The organism is Kribbella polygonati (assembly GCF_050320105.1).
Taxonomy (GTDB): Bacteria; Actinomycetota; Actinomycetes; order Propionibacteriales; family Kribbellaceae; genus Kribbella.
The window spans coordinates 5,924,790-5,945,476 of the sequence record NZ_CP190129.1 but is presented as its reverse complement, the minus strand read 5'-3'; the positions used below and the strand labels follow the sequence as shown (position 1 = coordinate 5,945,476).

The window sequence follows — 20,687 nt, the reverse complement described above, 5'->3', positions numbered from 1 at the left end:
GCGTGGCCGCGGGTCATGTGTCTGAGACTGGTGGGTCGCACGCGGGTAGCCCGGCCGGTGCTGATGGGTCGGCGGCCGGTGGGGCGGCAGGAGCGCCGTCTGGTGCCGCGGCTGGTGGTGCTTCAGGCGGCTCTGGGTCGGCGGGTGCCGACTTCGCCGGCGGGGCCGCTGCGCCGGCGGCGAGTGCTGGCGGTGGTGCCGGTGGCCACGGACCGGCTGGAGCGGGAGCTTCTGCGGTGCGTGGGTCGGGCGCGGGTGCGCGTACTGGTGCCTGGGGTGATGAGACGGAGGTGGCTCCTGCGGCTGGTGGTTCTGCGGCGGGTGGCGGTCCGGTGAGCGGTGGCGCTCCCGCTGCGGGTGGTGCTGCAGCGAGTGCGCCTGCGGCGGGTGCTGCGGCGGCGAATGCTCCTGCTGTGGGTGGGTCTCCGGCGGGTGCTGTGGCTGGGGTCGGTGGTCCGGGGGCGGGTACGCCGGGGGCTGGGAGTGTGGGGCTGGGGGATATTCGGCGGCTGTGGCCTGAGGTGTTGGAGGCGGTTAAGGCCAAGCGGCGGTTCGCCTGGATCATGTTGAGTCAGAACGCTCAGGTGATCGCGATCGATGAGCAGACGCTGACTCTCGGGCTGGTGAACGCCGGGGCGCGGGAGAGTTTTGCGCGGTCCGGGAGTGACGAGATCCTGCGGCAGGCGATGATCGACACGATCGGCGTGAACCGTCGGGTCGAGGCGGTCGTGGACCCGTCGACCGATCCGGGTGCAGGCGGGGGCGGCGGCTCGACCGGTCGCCCCGGGCCGCAGCAGCCGGGCGGCGCAGGCGGTCCGGGCGTGGGCGGTCCGGGCGGGCAAGGCGGTGCCGGTGTCGGTGGTTCAGGCGGTGCCGGTGTCGGTGGTTCAGGCGGTGCCGGTGGTGGCGGTGGTGCCGGTGCGGGCGGCTGGGGTGGTGGGCCGGGCGGAGGTGCTGCGGCTGGCCCGGGGATAGGTGGGCCAGGGGCCGGCGGTACGGGCGCTCCGGGCGGCTCGGGCGCTCCGGGCGTCGGTGGGTTTGGCGACGGCGGCGCGGGTGCGCCGAGTGCGAGTGGACAAGGTGTAGGCGGCTCCGGTGCGGGTGCACCTGGCGCGAGCGGGGCTGGCGCGAGTGGGGTCGGGGCGGGTGGGGCTGGCGCGGGCGGGGTCGGCGCAGGTGGCTCGGCTGGTGGTGCTGGTGGAGGTGGGGCGGCGGCTGACGGGCCGGGGGGTGCTGGCTGGGGTGCAGGTGGGCCTGGGAGTGGTGCACCGGGCGTCGGCGGAGACGGTGGCGCTGGACTAAGTGCTGATGGGCCCGGTGGGGGCGGACCCGGCGCTGGTGGATCGGCCATAGGCGGGGCGACTGCTGGTGGATCAGGTGTTGGTGGACCGGGGACGGATGGACCCGGCGCGGGTGGGCCAGGTGCCGGTGTTTCTGCGTCTGGTGGGGCTGTGGGAGGGACGGCGGCGTACGGGGCCGGTGTGAGTGAGCCGGGTATTGGCGCAGGTGGTACGGCTGGGGCGGCACCCTCGGGTGACAGCGGTCGTGCTGGAGCGCGGTCGGGGCAGTGGGACGGCGGGGCGGTGGCTTTGCAGGAGCCGCCGGACTCGGAGTACGACGTACCGCCGGAGGATCCGTGGGATGCCGGGCCGGTAGATCGGGGGCAGGCTGCACCGGCCGGACAGCAGCCCGGTGGGCAGCGGGGTGGGCCGGCTGCTGGGGTGGATCGGCGGGAGCAGGCGGCTAGTAAGCGGCGGGCGGCGGAGGCGGCGGTGGCTGCTGAGCAGGCTCGGGAGGCCGCGGCTGCGGCGGCTGCGGTGCCTGATGTGCCGTTGACGCCGGAGGAAGAGGCGGACTCGATCGGGGAGGACGACATGGTGCTCGAGGAGGACTCGCGGTCGCATACGGATCTGCTGCGGGACACGCTCGGTGCACAGATCATCACCGAAGAGCCGAACTGAGTTCATCTGTGCGCCACCCGGTGGCAAACAGGTTCGTCCACAGGACTCGGAGCATCTGTACGGTGTCTGTCCGCACAATCCACAGGTCTGTGGATAAAGATGTCCACAAGGTTGTGGATAAGTTTGGGGAGAACCTGCGGTTTTCGGCCGCGAGTGGGGTTGTCAGGGCGACCGGCTAGTGTTGAGGCTCCGGCTCGGAGTTTGTCCACAGCCGGGGTCAAGGAAGCGGTTCGGACGAGGAGATCGCAGTGTTCGACGGTGGCGGTGCTGGGGGCTTCGACATGTCCAACCTGCTCGCGCAGGCGCAGGCGATGCAGAACCAGTTGATGGAGGCGCAGGCCGACCTCGAGGGGCAGGAGATCGAGGGCTCGGCGGGTGGCGGTCTGGTGACTGCTCTGGTGTCGGGTACGGGTGAGTTGCTCAGCCTGGACATCAAGAAAGAGGCTGTCGACCCGGACGACATCGAGACGCTGGCCGATCTGGTCGTCGCCGCGGTGCGGGACGCCTCGGAGAACGCGAAGCAGGCCGCGGCCGCCGCGATGGGACCGCTGGCCGGTGGGCTGGGCGGTGCATTCGGTGGCGACGGTGGCGGCTTCCCTGGGTTCGGCGACAGTACGCCGTCGGCGCCGGCCGGGTTCGGGCTGCCCGCCGCTGCGCGGCCGGCGGTCGGCGCGGGCGAGGATGAGTCCGGAGAAGCGGGCCGCGACGACCAGCCGGGCACCGGCGGTCCGGCAGGCGCGAGCGGGGCCGGCCAAGCGGGCGACCGCGGCCAGGCAGGCGAGAGCACGCAGGCCAGCGAGAGCACACAAGCCGGCACGCAGGCCGGCGAGAGCACGCAGGCCGGCATGCGGGCCGGCGAGGGGAAGCAGGCAGGCTCGGATGGGCGTGGGGTCGGGTTTGTGAACCCGGGGAGCGGGGCCGGCGAGTCCGGTCAGAACCCGGGCTGACGTGTACGAGGGGGCCGTTCAGGATCTGATCGACGAGCTGGGGCGGTTGCCCGGTGTGGGGCCGAAGTCCGCGCAGCGGATCGCGTTCCATCTGCTCGCGGCCGACGAGACCGACGTACGGCGGCTCGCGCACGTGCTCGTGCAGGTGAAGGAGAAGGTCAAGTTCTGCGAGATCTGCGGCAACGTCGCGGAGGACGTGCAGTGCCGGATCTGCCGGGATCCGCGCCGCGACCTGAGCCTGATCTGTGTGGTCGAAGAGGCCAAGGACGTGGTCGCGATCGAGCGCACCCGCGAGTTCCGCGGCCGGTACCACGTGCTAGGCGGCGCGATCTCGCCGATCGAGGGCATCGGGCCCGACGAGCTGCGGATCAAGGAGCTGATGCAGCGGCTGGCCAGCGGCGAGGTGACCGAGATCATCCTGGCCACCGACCCGAACCTCGAAGGTGAGGCGACCGCGACGTACCTGAGCCGGCTGCTGCGGCCCATGGGCTTGCGCGTCACCCGATTGGCTAGTGGACTTCCAGTAGGCGGTGACCTCGAGTATGCCGACGAGGTCACACTCGGACGGGCGTTTGAAGGGCGACGATCGATCGATGACTGAACCAACCGATATTGCCGCACGGGCTTTGGCCACCGACAGCGAGGACCTGACCGAGTTCGCCGAGCAGATCGCCGACCAGGTCCGCAGCTTCCTGATCTCGGTGCGCGACATCGCCGCGCAGCCGGACGAGGACGGCGTCGACGAGGGCCTCGCCTCGCTGCCGTACCTGCTGCTCGAGGTGAGCCAGCTGCTGCTGGCCGGCGGGCGGCTCGGCGCGTTCGAGGACTTCGTGCCGGAGGAGCGTTTCGAGAGTGACGCCGGCCCGGACCCGGACCTGGACGCGATGCGGGACCGGCTGGCGGTGCTGTTCGAGGGCCTGGACGAGTACGCCGAGGTCTTCGACCCGTACGCCGCGCCGCCGGAGATCACGGTCAACCGGCTGTCCGACGACCTGACGGCGATCGCGACCGACCTGGTGCACGGCCTCGCGCACTACGAGGACGGCCGGGTCGTCGAGGCGCTCTGGTGGTGGCAGTTCTCGTATGTCTCCACCTGGGGTGCCGCGGCGAGCGCCGTACTGCGGGCCATTCAGTCGCTGATCGCGCACGACCGGCTGGAGCCGGCGCACGACGCGGAGACCGAGGCCACCGACCGCGAGCTCGTCGAGGTCGCCGAGGAAGCCGTTCAGCGCCGGTAGCCGTGTCCGTTCTCGAGCTGGTACGGCGGCTGCCCGAGCCGGCGGTGGTACGGCGCGTGAGCCGGGCGCTCGCCGTGCTCGACGTGGTGCTGAACGACGACGAGCAGACCAGGTACTACGAGTTCGACGCGCGCTGGTCCGCGACCGAGGAAGCCGCGTTGATGCGGGACGGCTCCGGGAACGAGTACTCGATCGTGTTCTCGCCGGACGGGGTGTTCGGGTACGGCTTCGACCACGAGTCACCGTCTGCGCGGGGAGACCGGCGCGGGCTGGTCGACATCGTACCCGAGGTGTTCCACGAGCAGCGTGACGACAAGGCGTTCTGCGACGACGGGGTGCCGCGGGCGACGGTGTGCTTCTGGCGTACGACGGACGACACGGCGTGGCGCTGTGGACCGGTCGAGGGTGGCGCGGACGGGGCGGACGAGCTGTTCGAGCTGCTGGCGGACGGCCGGCCCGAGGCGTACCTGACGTTCGCGGAGGAGTACTACGAGGTCGCGCTCGACCTCGACGCCGTCCGGCACGTGTACGCGCTGATGCCGTTGACGGAGTACGTCGTCACGTCCCTCAACCGCGAACGCCGCCTCGCCGACCTGACCGAAGAAATCGCCGAGATCGGCTACCCCAGAAGCTAATCGGGCAGCATCGGCATCTCCAGGCCTTGGGACTTGCCGAGGAGGATGCCGCGGGTGATGGCGGTGGTGCCGAACTTGTCCTTGACCTTGTCGAGGGCGCTGTCGAGCTCGTTGTTCGCGGCCTTGTCGAACGGGAGCGCCAACTGCAGGGCGGCGTCGTTCTCCAGGTTGCCGACCGAGATGCCGATCATGGTCAGGCCCTGCGTGGCGATCAGCGGCTGGGCGCCGCGCAGCAGGGCGCGCGCCGTCACCAGCAGGGCGCGTGTCTGATCGGTTGCCTGGGGCAACGTGTGGGAGCGGGTCGCGCGGCTGAAGTCGTCGAACCGCAGGCGCAGCGTGACCGTCCGGCCGGAGCGGCCCGCGGAACGCATCCGCCGGGTGACCCGGTCGACCAGGCCGGCGAGCACCGCGTCCAGGGTTGCCGGCGACTTCGGCGACCGGCCGAGCGCGCGCTGGGATCCGATCGACCGGCGCCGCCGCCCGACCTCGATCGGCCGCGGGTCGCGGTTGTGCGCGAGCGCGTGCAGATGCCGCCCGGAGGCGCGGCCGAGCATCGCGACCAGCGCCGCCTCGGGCAGCATCGCGACGTCGCCGACCTTGGTCAGCCCGCGGTTCCGGAGCTTCTCCGCGGTCACCTCGCCGACGCCCCAGAGCCGCGAGACGTCCAGTGGATGCAGGAAGTCGAGCTCGCCCTCGGGTGCCACCTCGAGCAGCCCGTTCGGCTTCGCGACCCCGCTCGCCACCTTCGCCAGGAACTTCGTCCGCGCCACTCCGACGGTGATCGGCAGCCCGACCCGCGACATCACCTCGGCGCGCAGCCTGGCCGCGATCTCCACCGGCGTACCGCGGATCTTCCGCAGTCCGCCGACATCGAGGAACGCCTCGTCGATCGACAGCCCCTCGACCAGCGGCGTGGTGTCGTCGAAGACCTTGAAGACCGCCCGGCTGGCCTCGGTGTACGCCGACATCCGCGGCTCGACCACGATCGCGCCCGGGCACCGGCGGAGCGCCTGGCCACCGTTCATCGCGGTCCGCACGCCGTACGCCTTCGCCTCGTAACTGCAGGCGAGCACCACCCCGGCGCCGACGATCACCGGCCGCCCGCGCAGGCGCGGGTCGTCGCGCTGCTCGACCGACGCGTAGAACGCGTCCAGATCGGCATGCAGGATCGTCGCCGCGCCTGATATCGACACGAACATATGTTCGCATAGACCGGGGACAAAACGAGATAGGGAGAATTCCCGAGGCGCCGGACATCGATGTCAGGAAACAATGCACGTTATGGACATGTCGGCGTACCGCGACCTGTGGAAGACCCGTGGCGTGATGGCGTTGCTCGCCTCGGCGCTGATCGCGCGGCTGCCGGTGCTCGCGACGATGGTCCCGCTGTCCTTCCTGGCCAAGGACGCGGCCGGCAACTTCGGCTGGGCAGGGGTGGTGGCCGGCGCCTACTCCGTCGGTACGGCGGTCGCCAGCGTGGTCTGGTCCCGCATGGCCGACCGGAAGGGCGCCCGCAAGGTCGTCATCGGCACCGGCATGGCCTGGGGTGCGTCGATGGCCGTCGTCGCGCTCCTCCCGTACAGCTGGTACCGCCTGCTCCCCGTGGCGGCCGCGGTCGCCGGCGTCTGTGTGGCACCGGTCACCTCGGCGCTCCGGGCGAACTGGCCGCGGATCGTGCACGGCTCCCGGCTGCGGGCCGTGTACTCGCTGGACGCGACCGCGCAGGAGTTGCTGTTCGTCATCGGACCGATGACCGGCGCGGTCATCGTCAGCTTCGCGAGCCCGCGGGCCGGTCTGCTGGCGTGCGCCGTGCTCGCGGCCGCGAGCATCTGGTGGTTCGGCCTGAGTCAGCAGTCCGGCTCGCACCACGACGAGAACTCCGGCCCACGACCGACCGCCCGCGAGCTGCTGTTCCATCAGCATCGTGCCCCGCTGCTCGTCGCCTGGGCGTGCCTCGTGATGGGATTCGCCGCGATGTCGCTCGGCATGGTCGCCGTCGCCGACCAGCACGGGAACCGGCTGATCGCGGGCGTCCTCGAGATGGTCGCCGCGATCGGCAGTGTCAGCGGCGGCGTGATCAACGGCGCGCTGCCCGGCCGGCGGAACTCGTACGTCTGGCGGCGGATGCTGGCGCTCGCGGTACTGATCTCCGGCTGCGTCCTGGTGACCTCGTCGGTGGTCGCGCTGGCGGTGATGATGTTCGCCGCCGGCTGCCTGATCGCGCCGACGATCGCCGCGGTGTACGAGCGGATCGGCGAGCTCACCCCGCAGACCGCGCACACCGAGATCTTCGGCTGGGCGCAGAGCGGCGGCATGGTCGGCGCGGCGGTCGGATCCGCCGTGGCCGGCGCGGTGGTCGAGGCGTTCGGCGTCCGCTACGCGTGGGTCCTGGCGGCCGGTCTCGCCGTACTGGCGACCCTGTCCCTGCTGCGCGTGCCGCCCCACCGGCCCTCCGGCATCAGCGTCGTCGACGGTACGGCGGTCGCTGCGTAACGGACCCGGTAGTTCGCCTCGAGGACGCCGCCGTCGCGGGCGCACATCGAGATCAGCCGGAGCTGCCGGCGGTCCAGCAACGTACCGCGGCCGGCGGCGACCGGGTGGACCAGCAGCGACACCTCGTCGACCAGGCGCCACTTGAGCAGCGAGCGGATCAGCGTGAGGCTGCCGATCACGTGCAGGTCCTCGCCCGGCACGGACTTCAGCGCGGTCAGTACCCGGCGGGTCTCGCCCTGCAGCATCTCGGTCCCCGGGCGGGCGACGACGGGGCGGGAGCCGACCACGAGGTTCCGGGTGTGTTCCGGTACGCCGAGCGAACCGGCGTACCGCTCGAACGTCCTGCGGCCGAACAGCACGGTCCCGGCCGCGGGCGTCAGCTGTCGGAGCGCGCCGCGCGGCAGCCACTGCTCCGGGCGCTCCACGATCCCGTCCTCGGACATGCACAGCCTGGCCACTATGTTCCGCATACCAACCCAGATGCGGGCGCGGACGCAAAGGTTATGGGCGGCGGCCGCGGTGCAATTCGGCCTCCAGCGCGTCCAGCCGGTTGGTCCAGAACTTCCGGTACCGGTCCAGCCAGGTATCGATCTCCCGCAGCGGCTCGGGCGCCACGGCGTACAGCCGCCGGGTGCCGTCGACGGTGACGGTCGCGAACCCGTTGTCCCGCAGCACCTTCAGATGCTGGGACACGGCCGGCTGGCTGATCCCGAACTCGGTGCCGATGGTGCCGGCGATACTGCCGGCCGGCAGCTCGCCCTCGGCGAGCAGCTCCAGGATCCGGCGCCGGACCGGGTCGCCGAGGATGTCGAACGCGTGCACCCGCCAATTATTTCAGCGATGGCTTATACGAACAAGGACCATTTCCCGCTTGAACGACGCGCGGTCGGGGAACCTTCGGTGCGGACGGTGATCTGCCGGACCGGGTGCTGGTCAGCCGGTGGGCAACGGTCAGGTCACGGCTAGAATGACCCCCGAGACTACGCCTGGTGCAACGCCGCACGGCGTACCGCAACCAGTGGTTTGAGGAGACAACACTGTGGGACGCGTCGTACACAAGTACGGCGGTTCTTCGGTCGCCGACGCCGATGGCATCAAGCGCGTGGCCCAACGGATCGTCGCGACGAAGAAGGCCGGGAACGACGTGGTGGTCGTCATCTCCGCGATGGGGGACACCACCGACGAACTGATGGACCTGGCCCAGCAGGTCTCTCCGCTGCCGCCGCCGCGCGAGCTCGACATGCTGCTCACCTCGGGTGAGCGGATCTCGGCCGCGCTGCTCGCGATGGCGATCGCCAACCTGGGCTACGAGGCACGCAGCTTCACCGGCTCGCAGGCCGGCGTGATCACCACCTCCGCGCACGGCAACGCCCGGATCATCGACATCACCCCCGGCCGGATCGAGGAGTCGCTCGGCGAGGGGCACATCGCGATCGTGGCCGGGTTCCAGGGCGTCGCCCAGGACACCAAGGACATCACCACGATGGGCCGCGGCGCCTCCGACACCACCGCGGTCGCGCTGGCCGCCGCGCTGGAGGCGGACTACTGCGAGATCTACACCGACGTGGACGGCATCTTCACCGCGGACCCGCGGATCGTGCCGGCCGCGAAGCAGATCCCGAAGATCTCCTACGAGGAGATGCTCGAGATGGCGGCCTGCGGCGCGAAGGTGCTGCACCTGCGGTGTGTCGAGTACGCCCGCCGCTACAACGTCCCCGTCCACGTGCGTTCCTCCTTCTCGCAGAAGGAAGGCACCTGGGTCGTCGATGCGAAGGAACTGGATCAAACGATGGAACAGGCGATCATCTCCGGCGTGGTGCAGGACACCAAAGAGGCCAAGATCACGGTGGTCGGCGTCCCCGACAAGCCGGGTGAGGCGGCCCGGATCTTCGAGACCGTCGCCGGTGCCGACACCAACATCGACATGATCGTGCAGAACGTGTCGGCGGTGGCCACCAACCGCACCGACATCTCGTTCACGCTGCCGCGCGCCGACGGCGCCCGGGCGATGTCCGCCCTCGCCCGGATGAAGGACGAGGTCGGCTACGAGCAGTTGCTGTACGACGACCGGATCGGAAAGGTCTCGGTCGTCGGAGTCGGAATGCGCTCGCACCCGGGCGTGTCCGCGAAGTTCTTCTCCGCGCTCGCCGACGCCGGCGTGAACATCGAGATGATCTCCACCTCGGAGATCCGGATCTCGGTGGTCGTGGACGAGAACCTGGTGAACGCCGCCGTGACCGCGGCGCACACCGCATTCGACCTGGACGACGAGCACACCCAGGCTGTCGTGTACGGAGGAACGGGACGGTGACCCCTGTGAGCGCTGTGGAGAACGCGATCGAGGACCGGACGGGTCTGCCCTCCCTGGCGGTGGTCGGTGCGACCGGCGCCGTCGGGTCGGTGATGCTGACCCTGCTCTCGACCAGGCAGAACGTCTGGGGTGAGATCCGGCTGATCGCCTCCGAGCGCTCCGCGGGCAAGCAGCTCGTGGTCCGTGGCGAGACCGTCGAAGTGATCGCGCTGAGCGAGGACGCCTTCGACGGCATCGACGTCGCGATGTTCGACGTACCGGACGAGGTGTCCGCGCACTGGGCGCCGATCGCGGCCGCCAAGGGCGCGGTCGTGGTGGACAACTCCGGCGCGTTCCGGATGGATCCCGACGTACCGCTGGTGGTTCCGGAGGTGAACGCCGAGGCCGCGCGGAACCGGCCGAAGGGCATCATCTCGAACCCGAACTGCACGACACTGTCGATGATCGTCGCGATGGGTGCGTTGCATCACCGGTACGAGCTGGAGCAGCTGGTGGTCGCGTCGTACCAGGCCGCGTCGGGTGCCGGGCAGTCCGGGATCGACGCGCTGTACGACCAGTTGGCGAAGGTCGCGGGGAATCGTGAGCTCGGGAGTTCACCGGGGGATGTACGGCGGGTCGTCGGGAACGACCTCGGTCCGTTCGCGGCGCCGCTGGCGTTGAACGTCGTACCGTGGGCCGGGTCGTTGAAGGACGACGGGTGGTCTTCGGAGGAGCTGAAGGTACGCAACGAGTCGCGGAAGATCCTCGGGCTGCCCGATCTGAAGGTGTCCGCGACGTGCGTGCGGGTGCCGGTGGTGACGACGCACTCGTTGTCGGTGCACGCACGGTTCGTGCAGGAGGTCGACGCCGACGGCGCTCGTGAGGTACTGCGGGACGCGCCGGGCGTGCTGCTGTTCGACAATCCGGCCGAGGGCGAGTTCCCGACGCCGGCGGACGTCGTCGGCACCGACCCGACCTGGGTCGGCCGCATCCGCAAGTCCCTCGACGACCCGAACGCCCTGGAACTGTTCGTCTGCGGCGACAACCTGCGAAAGGGCGCGGCGCTGAACACGGCCCAGATCGCCGAGGTCGTCGCCAAGGAGTTCATCCCCGCCGAGGCCTGAAAGAGGGGCCTACAGCGGGCCCCCCGTCGGTTTACAGCCAGTTTTCTCGGGCGGCGTGTAGGGCTAGTTGGAAGCGGGTGCTGGCGCCTGTGCGGTTCATCAGGCGTTCTAGGTAGCGGAAGAACGTGCGGCGGCTGATGCCGAGGGTGCGGGCGATGGTGTCGTCCGCGGCGCCGGTGGCCAGCAGGGCCAGGAGGCGGCGTTCGATGGGCTCCAGGCGGTCGTCCTCGGTGCCCACCGACGCGTGCAGCGGCAGGGCGTTGCGCCAGCACAGCTCGAACATGCCGATCAGTGCGGTCAGCAGGCTGCTCGGGCGGATGATCAGCAGCGAACGGTTCACCTCGGTGTCGCGCACCGACATCGACACGTACGCGATCGAGCCGTCGATGATCGTCAGCTTCGCCGGTACGTCGGGCAGCACCCGCGCCTGCTCACCCGCCTCCACACACGGGAGGATGTTCTCGGTCAGGTACCCCGGCACCTCGACCGACTCCGGCGAGTACACGACCCGGTAGGCGACGCCGCGTTTCAGGTGGTCGATCTCCTCCTGGTTCGGGCCGCCGATGTAGTACGGCGGGGAGTCGATCGCGAGGATCTCCCGCTGCACGCTGTTCTTGATCTGGTGGATCCGCTCGACGATCGCGTTGCCGGTGACGACCTCGATCAGGTGCGTCGTCGACTCGCTGTGCACGGTCCGGCGGAACTCGTCGTACGCGTTCAGCACCTCGATCCGGGCCTGCTTCAGCTCGGACTCGCGGCGCAGCGTCATCGCCTCCAGGCCGGCGTCCGGCGGCACCGGCAGGTACCGGGAGTGGTCCGAGCCGGACCGCCGCGCGAGACCGGCCTGGACGAGCCCGCTGAGCGTGCTGTCGATCGAGCCTGTCCGGTCCTGCACCGCGTCGTCCAGTTCGACGATCGACGACGGGCCGGTCCGCAGCAGATGCTGGTAGACCCGGATCTCGTCGTCGTTGAGTCCGAGCACCCGCAAATGGTCGGCACGCTCCGTGTCCGTTGTGCTCACGACTCTTCCCTCCCTGCCGATTGCCGTCACCTCCCGCTACCGTCCCTCCAGGTTAGAGGGGCCGATCCAGCACGGAAGGCACTGTCCGTGTCGGGCCGGACGCGCGCAGCGATATTTGTTGTCCTGTCAGCATTCTTGTGCCGTGTCACCATCTGGCCACCATTTCCGCGCGGTAGTGAGCGAGAATTGAGGTCCAGCAGCCCGGCGACGGACCACCTGAGCGCCGCCGGGCTGCTGTTCCAATTCTGGCCCGTGCCGGCTGTCCCGTCAGCGATGCCGGTTTCGGTTGGATCTCGATCCGGCGCATCGGTGCCCTCGCACTTCCGTGCCATCACCCGCTGTGCCGGAGGGTGTACAAACTGTGGCATCTCCAATCGTGAGGCCGATTGAGGAGGAGTGCCCGATGCGACCGGTTCCGCCGTGTGCCGCCGCCCGTCGTGTCCGGTGTGCCGTCCCCAGCGCGAAGGCATCTTTGCAGGGATCCCGCGTAGCGCTGTCCTCCACCGTCGGACTCGGGAGGCCGATGACCGCCGCCCTGGTCATCGCGCCGCAGGATCCGGTGCCGCCGTCCGCGACCGCCCAGCGCGGACCAGGGGCCGGATCGATGGTGGAACCCCGGGAGTTGCCGGCGGGTGCTCCGTGGACGGTGAGGCTGTTCACGGCGAGTCCGGACGTGCTGTTGCGTGTCACGTCCGGCCCGACCGCGCGGCTCTCGGGGTCCTGCCGCTGAACTGGTGTGCCGCGTCACGCCAACTTCGCGCCGGAGCGTAGCGTCGTACCTGATGATTTGACCGCGATTTGACTTGCCTGGAAGGCGTTTTGGCCGCCACTGGCTGTCAAATGTATATTCCGGATAACGATCGGCGAAGGACGACGCAGGTGTTGTGGACGCAGCGGGGAACGACGTTCGGTAGCCGTCCGTACGTCGTTGCTCACTAAGGAGGACCGCTGTGTCGTCGGCGTCCGAGCGGATCCGCTACTCTGCTTCCCGGTCTGCGTGGCCCGCCGCCGTACCCCGCGCGGTGTCCGCCGAAACCCAGGTGATCGGCCATCGTGGATCCAATTTCCGGCAGAGAGAGGCATCGCCTGCATGAACGCGACTAGCGTCGACGAGGAGTTCAACCCGTCGGTGCACGTGTACGAACCGCACAAGGTCGGACTGCCGGCCCTGCGCCCGTACTTCAAGGCGCTGTGGCAGCGACGGGAGTTCGCGGCGGAGATGTCCCGGACGAACATCCGGGGTGCGCACACGAACACCTTCTTCGGCCAGGTTTGGCTGGTGCTGAACCCGCTGCTCCTCGCACTCGTGTACTACCTGCTGACCGACATCATCGCCGGTGGCAGTGCCAAGGTCGATGCGGGGCTGCGGTTCGCCCACATGTGCGGCGGCCTGTTCGCCTTCTACTACTTCTCGGGTGCGATGACGGCCGGTGCGGCCAGCGTCGTTGGCGGCGGCAAGCTGCTGCTGAATCAGTCGTTCCCGCGGATGTTGCTGCCGCTGTCGGCGGTGCGGACCGCGTTCTTCCGGTTCGTGCCGACCCTGGTGGTGTACCTCATCATCCACGTGCTGATGAGGCAGAAGCTGCACTGGCAGATGCTGCTCGCGCCGATCTTCCTGGTGATGCTGACGGTCTTCGCCTCCGGCATGGGGATGATCTTCGCGGCCCTCCAGGTGTACTTCCGGGACACCGCGAGTTTCCTGCCGTACTTCGTACGCATCTGGCTGTACATGTCCCCGGTGCTGTGGTTCGCCGAGCAGGCTCCGGCGAGGCTGAAGGGCTTCATCCAGTACAACCCGCTCTATCCGCTGCTCGGCGGCTGGACCGACCTGCTCGTCAAGGGGCACGTGCCGGATATGAAGCTGTGGATCGCCGGCGCGTTCTGGGCGATCCTGGCCTTCGCTGTCGGGGCGTTGTTCTTCATGTCGAGGGAGCGTGATTTCGTTGTCCGTCTCTGACACCGAGAAGATGCCGATGCAGAAGAGTCAGTCCACGGTTCCGGCCGTCAAGGTGCAGGACGTGTCGATCACCTACCGGACCACGTTCGAGCGGGTGCCGACCTTCAAGAGCGCGATCGTCCGGCTCGGCCGCGGCGAGCGCGCGGTCCGCGAGGTCAAGGCCGTCCAGAACGTGTCCTTCGACGTGAACCACGGCACCACGATCGGCATCATCGGCGCGAACGGCGCCGGCAAGTCGACGCTGATGCGTTCGATCGCCGGCATCCTGCCGCCGACCTCGGGCCGGATCGAGGTGCACGGCCGGGTCTCCACGCTGCTGTCGCTGGGCGTCGGCTTCAACGCCGCGCTGTCCGGCAAGGAGAACGTCGTCCTCGGTGGTCTGGCGGCCGGACTCAGCCGCAAGGAGATCGAGGCGCGGTACGAGGAGATCGCCGAGTTCGCCGAGCTCGGCGACTTCATGGAGATGCCGATGCGGACGTACTCGTCCGGCATGTTCAGCCGGCTGGCGTTCTCGGTCGCGGTGCACATGGACCCGGACATCCTGATGATCGACGAGGCGCTGTCCGCCGGTGACGCGTCGTTCAAGACCAAGGCCGCGGCGAAGATGGCCGAGCTGGTCTCGAACAGCCGCACGATGTTCCTGGTCAGCCACGCGATGAGCAGTGTCCGCGAGATGTGCAACGACTGCATCTGGCTGCACAAGGGCAAGCTGATGATGCGCGGCGCGCCCAACGAGGTGATCCAGGCCTACACCAAGTTCCTGCAGGTCGGGGAAGAAGAAGCAGTCTCACTCGAGGACCTCTGAGGCGATGTCACGCAGTACGGCGCCGGACGTGGGGATCATCACGACCGGCCACGACGTGGCCGATGCGCGCCTGCACAAGATCACCGCGGCCCTGCAGCACCGCGACCTGAGGGTCGAGCTGTGGGGCCTCGGCGATGCGGCGGGCGGTCCGGCCGGTGCCACCGTGCACGCCGGGCCGCGCGGCAACCTGGTGCAGCGCCTGGCCCGGACCGCCGTACTGCCGTGGCGGACCAGCGCCAAGGTGGTGATGACGGTCGACCCGGACATGATCCCGGTCACCCGGTTCGTCACCGCGCTCCGGCGGCGCAAGCTGGTCGTCGACGTGCACGAGGACTACGAGCGGCTGCTGGCAGACCGCGCCTGGGCGAAGGGCCCGGCCGGACTGCCGGCCCGGCTGATCGTCCGGGCGGGCTCGAAGCTGGCCGCGGGCGCCGACCTGACGGTGGTCGCCGACTCGCACCTCGCACCGCACCAGGCGAAGCACCGCCTGGTGGTGCAGAACCTGCCCGACCACGGCTTCCTGGCCCCGTCCCCGCCGACCGGCGCCCCGCGCGCGGTGTACGTCGGTGACCTGCGCACCAGCCGTGGACTGTTCGACATGGTCGAGACCGTCGCCGCGGCGCCGGAGTGGTCTCTCGACCTGGTCGGCCCGGTCGCACCGTCGGACCGGGACCGGATCGAGGCCCGGATCGCGCAGCCCGACCTGGGCGGCCGGGTCCGGTTGCACGGGCGCCAGCCACCCGCCGACGCGTGGCGGATCGCACACGGCGCCTGGGCGAGCCTCGCCATGCTCCAGCCGACCCCGGCGTTCATCGAGGCGATGCCGTCGAAGATCTACGAGTACCTCGCCAGCGGCCTTCCCGTGCTGTCCACCCGGCTGCCCCGGCAGTCGAAGGTGATCGAGGAGTCCGGTGGCGGAGTCCTGGTGGACTCGGTGGCGGAGGCGTCGGAGATCCTGCGGCGCTGGGCCGCGGACCCCGGTGAGCTGGAGAAGCTGCGCGACCACGCGCTCCAGTGGGCCAGCGAGCACCTGCCCACGACCACGCCGTACGACAACCTGGCCGACGCGATTCTTTACCTGCTAAGAGGCTCTGCTTCTTCGAAAGGACGTGCATGACCGACCGCCCACACCTGTTGTACGTCGCCTGGGGCTTCCCGCCCTGCCGGGGCGGCGGTGTCTACCGGGCACTGGCCACGGCCAACCGGTTCGCCGCGCTCGGCTGGAAGGTGACCGTGCTGACGGCCGACCGCGACACGTTCTTCCGGTTCACCGGTGCGGACCTGACCCTCGAGGAACGGGTCGACCCGTCCGTCGAGGTCGTCCGGGTGCCGTTCGAGTGGCCGATCCTGGAGGCCGACCTGCGCCGCTGGTCCAAGCGCCGCGCCTCGAACCCGAAGCTCTGGGCCAAGTGGCGCACCAAGCAGGACCAGATCCCGTTCCCGGAGAGCGGGTACGGGCCCTGGCGCTCGGTGATCGAGAAGGCCGCGGAGCGGATCCACCGTGCGCACAAGGTCGACCTCACCGTCGCCACGGCGAACCCCCACGTCGCGTTCACCGCGGCGTACCACCTGCACAAGAAGTTCCAGGTGCCGTACGTGATGGACTACCGGGACGCGTGGCTGCTGGACGTGTTCACCGGCGACCGGCTGCACGAGCCGAACAGCCGGGCCGCCCGCTGGGAGAAGAAACTGGTCGAGTCCGCTCGCGAGGTCTGGTTCGTGAACGACCCGATCAAGGAGTGGCACGAGAAGCTCTACCCGGCGCAGGCGTCGAAGATGCACACGGTCGCGAACGGGTTCGACCCGGACCTGGTGCCGGACACCCAGGACCGCGGTGCGGTGACCGATCGGCCGCTGGTGTTCGGGTACGTCGGGACCGTGTCGCCGAAGGTGCCGCTGAAGGAGTTCGTCGAGGGCTGGCAGCTCGCGAAGGAGCAGTCGCCGGAGCTCGAGGGCGCTCGCGCGAAGATCTACGGATACCTCGGGTACTACGCGCAGCCGCGGGCGGACATGCTCGCGACGATCAACGCCGCCGCGGACGCCGGGGTCAGCTACGAGGGCCCGGTCGGCAAGGCCGAGATCGCGAAGGCGTACGACGAGTTCGACGCGCAGCTGCTGATGCTGGGCAAGGGGCGGTACGTCACCAGCGGGAAGGTGTTCGAGTACCTCGCGACCGGGCTGCCGGTGGTGTCGGTGCACGACCCGGAGAACGCGGCGTCCGACGTACTGCGGGGGCATCCGTTGTGGTTCCCGGTGGCGGACGTGACGCCGGAGGCGATCGCGGCGGCGCTGATCGAGGCGGCGCACGCGGCGCGGACCGCGGACGAGGGGATCCGGGCGAAGGCGCGCGAGTTCGGTGCGTCGTACCGGCGGGACCTGCAGCTGGATCCGCGGATCGAGTCGCTGGCCGCGAGTGTGACGGGGGTGGCCGCATGAGCAACGTCGTACTGCTGTCGACGCGGCGACTGCCGCCGACCTACTTCGACCAGGTCCGCGAGGACCTCGGCGACCAGAACCTCACCATCGACGTGGTCGGCTGGGTCGCCCCGTCCGCCTGGGTCGCCGACAAGGTCAACACCTTCACGCTCATCGGTCCCGGCCGCATGCCTGCCGCCCCGGACCCCGAGCCGGAGCCCGCCACCGAACCCACCGACGAGGCCCCCGACGCCGTCATCGCCCCCGAGGCAGTTGCCGCCCCGGAGTCGGTGGCCGAGGACGAGGTCGCACCAGCCGCGGCACAGGTTGCTGCCGCCGGTGGCGAAGCCACCACGCCGACCGACGAGCCGGAGGACGGCGCGGCAGCCGCCGACGGGTCCGGCGGGGAGGCGAGCGCCGAGGGCGCCGGGGCGAGTGCGGCTGCGCCCGCCGCCTCCACCAGCAGCGCGGTTGGCGCCGGAGGCGCTGCGGCGGAGGCGTCCGCCGGCCTGGCCGGGACTTCGGCCGCCTCCTCCACCCCGCGTGCCGCGGCGAAGGTGCGGCCTACTGGGGCCAAGCGGGTTGTGAAGGCGGTGGAGTGGCGGGCTCGGAAGGCTCGGAAGGTTGCGGGCAGGATGTTGCCGCCGGCAATCAAGGGGTCGGCGCCGGTGAAGTTCCTGCGGGGGCAGCGGGCCACCAGTGACCTCGGGAAGAACTACTGGGAGCGGGTCCTCAGCCGGCGTGACGTGCTGACGACCATCGACCAGGCGGACGTCGTGATCGCGCTGGACGCCGGTGCGATCTGGGCCGGCTGGAACCTCGGTCAGCGCAAGGCCAGCACCCCGGTGGTGCTCGGTCTGCCGGCGGCCCGTCGCGAGCTCGACATGATGAAGGCCCCAGTAGGTAATGGATGACACAGTGACGGTGACGCGTGCGATCCGCGAGCACCTGCCGGCGCCCTTGGCCCGGACCGCGGGAGCGGTCCGGCGGCGCCTGCGGGGCGTGCGGTACTCGTTCGCGCAGCTGCCGGCCTTCCCGCCGGTACCGGCGACGCCCGTGCGGATGCTGGTCGGACCGACCAACTCCGCAGGGCAGGGTCACGCCTGGGCACAGGCCGCGAACACCCTGCCGGACGTCGCCGCCGTCTCGTTCGCCTTTCACCGCAAGGGCCGCTTCCAGTTCGCCGACGACTACGGCGTACCGCTGGCGTGGTTCGGCCAGCCGCGCTGGCAGCGCGCCCAGCAGCGGTACGTCGCGCAGTACACGCACGTGCTGGCCGAGTCCCTGCGCCCGCTGTTCGGCGCCCGCGGGTACGCCGACGCGCAGCCCGACATCGAGGAGCTGCTCGGCAAGGGCGTCAACGTCGCGCTGCTCTTCCACGGCTCCGACATCCGCCTGCCCAGCCGGCACGCGAAGCGCGAGCGCTGGTCGCCGTTCGCCCCGGGTGACGACCTGACCGAGCGGCTCGAGCCGCAGGCACGCCGGCACGCCGAGCTGGTGGAGTCGTTGGGCCTTCCCGTGTTCGTCTCCACGGTCGACCTGCTGGACGACGTATCGAACGCCCACTGGCTGCCGGTCGCGATCGACCCGGCGCCGTGGCAGGCCGCCGCACGCCCCCTCTTCAGTACGCCCAAACCGGTCGTCGCGCACGTCCCGTCGAACGCGAAACTCAAGGGCACGCAGGAGATCGACGAGGTCCTCACCGACCTCCAGGACCGCGGCGTGGTCGAGTACCGGCGGATCACCGGCGTCCAGCACCAGGACATGCCGGCGGTGATCGGCGACGCCGACATCGTCGTCGACCAGCTGCACATCGGCCTGTACGGCGTGGCGGCCGCGGAGGCCCTGGCCGCCGGGCGGATCGTGGTTTCGTACGTCGGTGACGAGGTCCGTCGCCGGGTGCGTACTCTGACTGGGCGAGAGGTGCCGATCGTCGAGGCGGATCCCGACACCCTGGGTGATGTTCTCGGCGGGCTGATCGCCGACCGTGACACCGCTGCCGAGCGGGCCGCCGCCGGCCCCGGTTTCGTGACCGAGCTGCACGACGGACGCCGCTCGGCCGAAGTACTGAGAAGTTGGCTCATCCCGAAGGAGACCCTGTGACGTCCCGCATCGCGCCCTCCGCCGACGTCGACGACAGCGCCGAGATCGGCGACGGTTCGTCGGTCTGGCACCTGGCCCAGATCCGCGAGAACGCGGTCCTCGGCAAGAACTGCATCGTCGGCCGCGGCGCCTACGTCGGGACCGGGGTCCGGATGGGCGACAACTGCAAGATCCAGAACTACGCGCTGGTGTACGAGCCCGCGTCCCTCGAGGACGGCGTGTTCATCGGCCCGGCGGTGGTGCTCACCAACGACTACTTCCCGCGCGCGGTGAACCCGGACGGGTCGCCGAAGAGCGGGCACGACTGGGAACCGGTCGGGGTGACGATGAAGGAAGGCTGCTCGCTCGGTGCGCGCAGCGTCTGCGTGGCCCCGGTCACCATCGGCCGCTGGGCGACTGTCGCCGCCGGTGCGGTGGTGACCAAGGACGTGCCAGACTTCGCGCTGGTCGCCGGGGTTCCGGCCCGTCGGCTCAAGTGGGTCGGCAAGGCCGGGGTTCCGCTGCTCTCCGTCGGTGACGGCGAGTGGAAGTGCCCGAACACGGGCGAGATGTACATCGAAACCGACGGGCGGCTGCGGCCGGCCGGAGAAACTCAGGAGGAGAACTGATGGTGCAGCCGATTCCGGCCGCGAAGCCGATCATCGGGAAGGAGGAGCGCGAGGCCGTCGACCGGGTGATGCAGTCCGGCATGCTGGCCCAGGGCCCCGAGGTGGCGGCGTTCGAGCAGGAGTTCGGCGCAGCGCTGGTCTCCGGCCGGGCGTGCGTCGCGACGAACTCCGGTACGTCGGGCCTGCACCTGGGCCTGCTGGCCGCGGGTGTCGGACCGGGTGACGAGGTGATCGTCCCGTCCTTCACGTTCGCCGCGACCGCGAACAGCGTCGCGCTGACCGGTGCGACCCCGGTGTTCGTCGACATCGAGCCGACGTACTTCTGCCTGGACCCGGCCGCGGTCGAGGCCGCGATCACCGAGAAGACCAAGGCCGTCATGCCGGTGCACCTGTTCGGCCACCCGGCCAACATGACCGCGCTGCAGGCGGTCGCCGACAAGCACGGCATCCAGATCTTCGAGGACGCCGCGCAGGCGCACGGCGCGACCTGGAACGGCGCCCCGGTGGGCACCTTCGGCGAGTTCGCGATGTTCAGCCTGTACCCGACCAAGAACATGACGTCGGGTGAGGGCGGCATGAACTCGGTCGCGAACGCCGACCTCGAGCGCCGGATGCGGCTGTTCCGCAACCAGGGCATGCTCAAGCAGTACGAGAACGAGGTCGTCGGCCTGAACAACCGGATGACCGACCTGCACGCCGCCATCGGCCGGGTGCAGCTGACCAAGGTCGGCGGCTGGACGAAGCAGCGGCAGGAGAACGCGGCCTTCCTGGACGCGAACCTGCAGGGCGTCGGCATCCCCGCGGTGGCCGCCGAGGCGAGCCACGTGTACCACCAGTACACGATCCGCGTCACCGAGGACCGCGACGGCTTCGCGAACGCGCTGCGGACCGAGTACGGCGTCGGCTGCGGCGTGTACTACCCGATCCCGAACCACCGGCTCCCGTCGTTCCAGCGTGAGCTGGACCTGCCGGAGACCGAGAAGGCCGCGGCCGAGGTGCTCTCGCTGCCGGTCCACCCGTCGCTGTCCGAGGACGACCTGAACCGGATCGTCGCCGCGGTGAACACTGTTGCGAAGGCGGGTGCGTGATC

23 protein-coding genes are annotated in these 20,687 nt (G+C 70.0%); 19 read left to right on the top strand and 4 right to left on the bottom strand.

Going from position 1 to position 20,687, the window contains the following annotated elements; all coding sequences use genetic code 11:
• Positions 1-750 precede the first annotated feature (750 nt).
• The 7 genes from ACQHIV_RS28065 (at position 751) to ACQHIV_RS28035 (ending at position 4,781) form a co-directional block, all read left to right on the top strand.
• Positions 751-975 carry a hypothetical protein gene (locus ACQHIV_RS28065; protein ID WP_427896676.1) on the top strand — a complete coding sequence of 75 codons (225 nt, stop codon included), beginning with the start codon at positions 751-753 and terminating at the stop codon, positions 973-975.
• Positions 976-1,095: 120 nt separating this feature from the next.
• Positions 1,096-1,302, top strand: coding sequence for a hypothetical protein (locus ACQHIV_RS28060; protein WP_427896674.1), 207 nt, complete (start codon positions 1,096-1,098; stop codon positions 1,300-1,302).
• Positions 1,303-1,583: 281 nt separating this feature from the next.
• Positions 1,584-1,961, top strand: coding sequence for a hypothetical protein (locus ACQHIV_RS28055; protein WP_427896672.1), 378 nt, complete (start codon positions 1,584-1,586; stop codon positions 1,959-1,961).
• Positions 1,962-2,209: 248 nt separating this feature from the next.
• On the top strand, positions 2,210-2,908 hold the full coding sequence (locus ACQHIV_RS28050) for a YbaB/EbfC family nucleoid-associated protein (RefSeq protein WP_427886634.1): 699 nt from the start codon (positions 2,210-2,212) through the stop codon (positions 2,906-2,908).
• Between the two features lies 1 nt (position 2,909).
• On the top strand, positions 2,910-3,509 hold the full coding sequence (gene recR, locus ACQHIV_RS28045) for a recombination mediator RecR (protein WP_355700982.1): 600 nt from the start codon (positions 2,910-2,912) through the stop codon (positions 3,507-3,509).
• Positions 3,502-4,146 (top strand): DUF5063 domain-containing protein, encoded by a 645-nt coding sequence (locus ACQHIV_RS28040; protein WP_344189329.1) that lies wholly within the window; start codon positions 3,502-3,504, stop codon positions 4,144-4,146. Before recR ends, ACQHIV_RS28040 begins: the two co-directional genes overlap by 8 nt.
• Positions 4,147-4,148: 2 nt before the next feature.
• Positions 4,149-4,781, top strand: a complete 633-nt coding sequence (locus ACQHIV_RS28035) for a hypothetical protein (RefSeq protein ID WP_427886631.1) — start codon at positions 4,149-4,151, stop codon at positions 4,779-4,781.
• On the opposite strand, the gene dinB is transcribed toward ACQHIV_RS28035, so the two are convergent.
• Complete coding sequence (gene dinB / locus ACQHIV_RS28030) at positions 4,778-5,980, bottom strand: DNA polymerase IV (protein WP_427886630.1); 1,203 nt, start codon at positions 5,978-5,980, stop codon at positions 4,778-4,780. The two genes, ACQHIV_RS28035 and dinB, sit on opposite strands and share 4 nt — an antisense overlap.
• An 82-nt stretch (positions 5,981-6,062) precedes the next feature.
• Here dinB and ACQHIV_RS28025 point away from each other — a divergent pair, with 82 nt between their 5' ends.
• Entirely contained in the window at positions 6,063-7,274 is a 1,212-nt protein-coding gene (locus ACQHIV_RS28025) for an MFS transporter (RefSeq protein ID WP_427886629.1), read from the top strand.
• Here ACQHIV_RS28025 and ACQHIV_RS28020 read toward each other — a convergent pair.
• Positions 7,157-7,744 (bottom strand): dihydrofolate reductase family protein, encoded by a 588-nt coding sequence (locus tag ACQHIV_RS28020; protein WP_427886627.1) that lies wholly within the window; start codon positions 7,742-7,744, stop codon positions 7,157-7,159. The two genes, ACQHIV_RS28025 and ACQHIV_RS28020, sit on opposite strands and share 118 nt — an antisense overlap.
• A 31-nt stretch (positions 7,745-7,775) precedes the next feature.
• On the bottom strand, positions 7,776-8,096 hold the full coding sequence (locus ACQHIV_RS28015; protein ID WP_427886626.1) for an ArsR/SmtB family transcription factor: 321 nt from the start codon (positions 8,094-8,096) through the stop codon (positions 7,776-7,778).
• Positions 8,097-8,313: 217 nt separating this feature from the next.
• On the opposite strand from ACQHIV_RS28015, the gene ACQHIV_RS28010 reads away from it, so the two are divergent.
• Together ACQHIV_RS28010 and ACQHIV_RS28005 are read left to right on the top strand one after the other, a co-directional pair.
• Complete coding sequence (locus ACQHIV_RS28010; RefSeq protein ID WP_427886624.1) at positions 8,314-9,585, top strand: aspartate kinase; 1,272 nt, start codon at positions 8,314-8,316, stop codon at positions 9,583-9,585.
• A gap of 5 nt (positions 9,586-9,590) precedes the next feature.
• Positions 9,591-10,688, top strand: a complete 1,098-nt coding sequence (locus ACQHIV_RS28005) for an aspartate-semialdehyde dehydrogenase (RefSeq protein ID WP_427886622.1) — start codon at positions 9,591-9,593, stop codon at positions 10,686-10,688.
• A gap of 31 nt (positions 10,689-10,719) precedes the next feature.
• Here ACQHIV_RS28005 and ACQHIV_RS28000 read toward each other — a convergent pair whose 3' ends face one another.
• On the bottom strand, positions 10,720-11,709 hold the full coding sequence (locus tag ACQHIV_RS28000) for a helix-turn-helix domain-containing protein (protein WP_427886620.1): 990 nt from the start codon (positions 11,707-11,709) through the stop codon (positions 10,720-10,722).
• A 523-nt stretch (positions 11,710-12,232) separates the two neighbouring features.
• Here ACQHIV_RS28000 and ACQHIV_RS27995 point away from each other — a divergent pair.
• From ACQHIV_RS27995 to ACQHIV_RS27955, 9 genes are all read left to right on the top strand, one after another.
• A complete protein-coding gene (locus ACQHIV_RS27995) occupies positions 12,233-12,439 on the top strand; it encodes a hypothetical protein (RefSeq protein ID WP_427886618.1) in 207 nt (68 codons plus the stop codon).
• A gap of 360 nt (positions 12,440-12,799) precedes the next feature.
• Positions 12,800-13,666, top strand: coding sequence for an ABC transporter permease (locus ACQHIV_RS27990; protein ID WP_427886616.1), 867 nt, complete (start codon positions 12,800-12,802; stop codon positions 13,664-13,666).
• A gap of 16 nt (positions 13,667-13,682) precedes the next feature.
• Entirely contained in the window at positions 13,683-14,471 is a 789-nt protein-coding gene (locus ACQHIV_RS27985) for an ABC transporter ATP-binding protein (protein WP_427886615.1), read from the top strand.
• Between the two features lie 4 nt (positions 14,472-14,475).
• Positions 14,476-15,588: a glycosyltransferase gene (locus ACQHIV_RS27980; protein ID WP_427886614.1), complete on the top strand. Its 1,113-nt coding sequence runs from the start codon at positions 14,476-14,478 to the stop codon at positions 15,586-15,588.
• Positions 15,585-16,907 (top strand): glycosyltransferase, encoded by a 1,323-nt coding sequence (locus ACQHIV_RS27975; protein WP_427886612.1) that lies wholly within the window; start codon positions 15,585-15,587, stop codon positions 16,905-16,907. Before ACQHIV_RS27980 ends, ACQHIV_RS27975 begins: the two co-directional genes overlap by 4 nt.
• Positions 16,904-17,800: a hypothetical protein gene (locus ACQHIV_RS27970; protein WP_427886610.1), complete on the top strand. Its 897-nt coding sequence runs from the start codon at positions 16,904-16,906 to the stop codon at positions 17,798-17,800. Before ACQHIV_RS27975 ends, ACQHIV_RS27970 begins: the two co-directional genes overlap by 4 nt.
• A 4-nt stretch (positions 17,801-17,804) precedes the next feature.
• Positions 17,805-18,989 (top strand): hypothetical protein, encoded by a 1,185-nt coding sequence (locus tag ACQHIV_RS27965; RefSeq protein WP_427886609.1) that lies wholly within the window; start codon positions 17,805-17,807, stop codon positions 18,987-18,989.
• Positions 18,986-19,597 (top strand): acyltransferase, encoded by a 612-nt coding sequence (locus tag ACQHIV_RS27960; protein WP_380190590.1) that lies wholly within the window; start codon positions 18,986-18,988, stop codon positions 19,595-19,597. Before ACQHIV_RS27965 ends, ACQHIV_RS27960 begins: the two co-directional genes overlap by 4 nt.
• Positions 19,594-20,685 (top strand): DegT/DnrJ/EryC1/StrS family aminotransferase, encoded by a 1,092-nt coding sequence (locus ACQHIV_RS27955; protein WP_427896578.1) that lies wholly within the window; start codon positions 19,594-19,596, stop codon positions 20,683-20,685. The genes ACQHIV_RS27960 and ACQHIV_RS27955 overlap by 4 nt, the downstream gene beginning before the upstream one ends.
• The last annotated feature ends 2 nt before the right edge of the window (positions 20,686-20,687 follow it).

Coding starts and splice junctions, on each gene's coding strand:
- ACQHIV_RS27975 (WP_427886612.1), top strand. CDS start 15,585: ATGACCGACCGCCCACACCTGTTGTACGTCGCCTGGGGCTTCCCGCCC.
- ACQHIV_RS28040 (WP_344189329.1), top strand. CDS start 3,502: ATGACTGAACCAACCGATATTGCCGCACGGGCTTTGGCCACCGACAGC.
- ACQHIV_RS27970 (WP_427886610.1), top strand. CDS start 16,904: ATGAGCAACGTCGTACTGCTGTCGACGCGGCGACTGCCGCCGACCTAC.
- ACQHIV_RS27990 (WP_427886616.1), top strand. CDS start 12,800: ATGAACGCGACTAGCGTCGACGAGGAGTTCAACCCGTCGGTGCACGTG.
- ACQHIV_RS27980 (WP_427886614.1), top strand. CDS start 14,476: ATGTCACGCAGTACGGCGCCGGACGTGGGGATCATCACGACCGGCCAC.
- dinB (WP_427886630.1), bottom strand. CDS start 5,980: ATGTTCGTGTCGATATCAGGCGCGGCGACGATCCTGCATGCCGATCTG.
- ACQHIV_RS27995 (WP_427886618.1), top strand. CDS start 12,233: ATGACCGCCGCCCTGGTCATCGCGCCGCAGGATCCGGTGCCGCCGTCC.
- ACQHIV_RS28025 (WP_427886629.1), top strand. CDS start 6,063: ATGGACATGTCGGCGTACCGCGACCTGTGGAAGACCCGTGGCGTGATG.
- ACQHIV_RS27985 (WP_427886615.1), top strand. CDS start 13,683: ATGCAGAAGAGTCAGTCCACGGTTCCGGCCGTCAAGGTGCAGGACGTG.
- ACQHIV_RS28020 (WP_427886627.1), bottom strand. CDS start 7,744: ATGCGGAACATAGTGGCCAGGCTGTGCATGTCCGAGGACGGGATCGTG.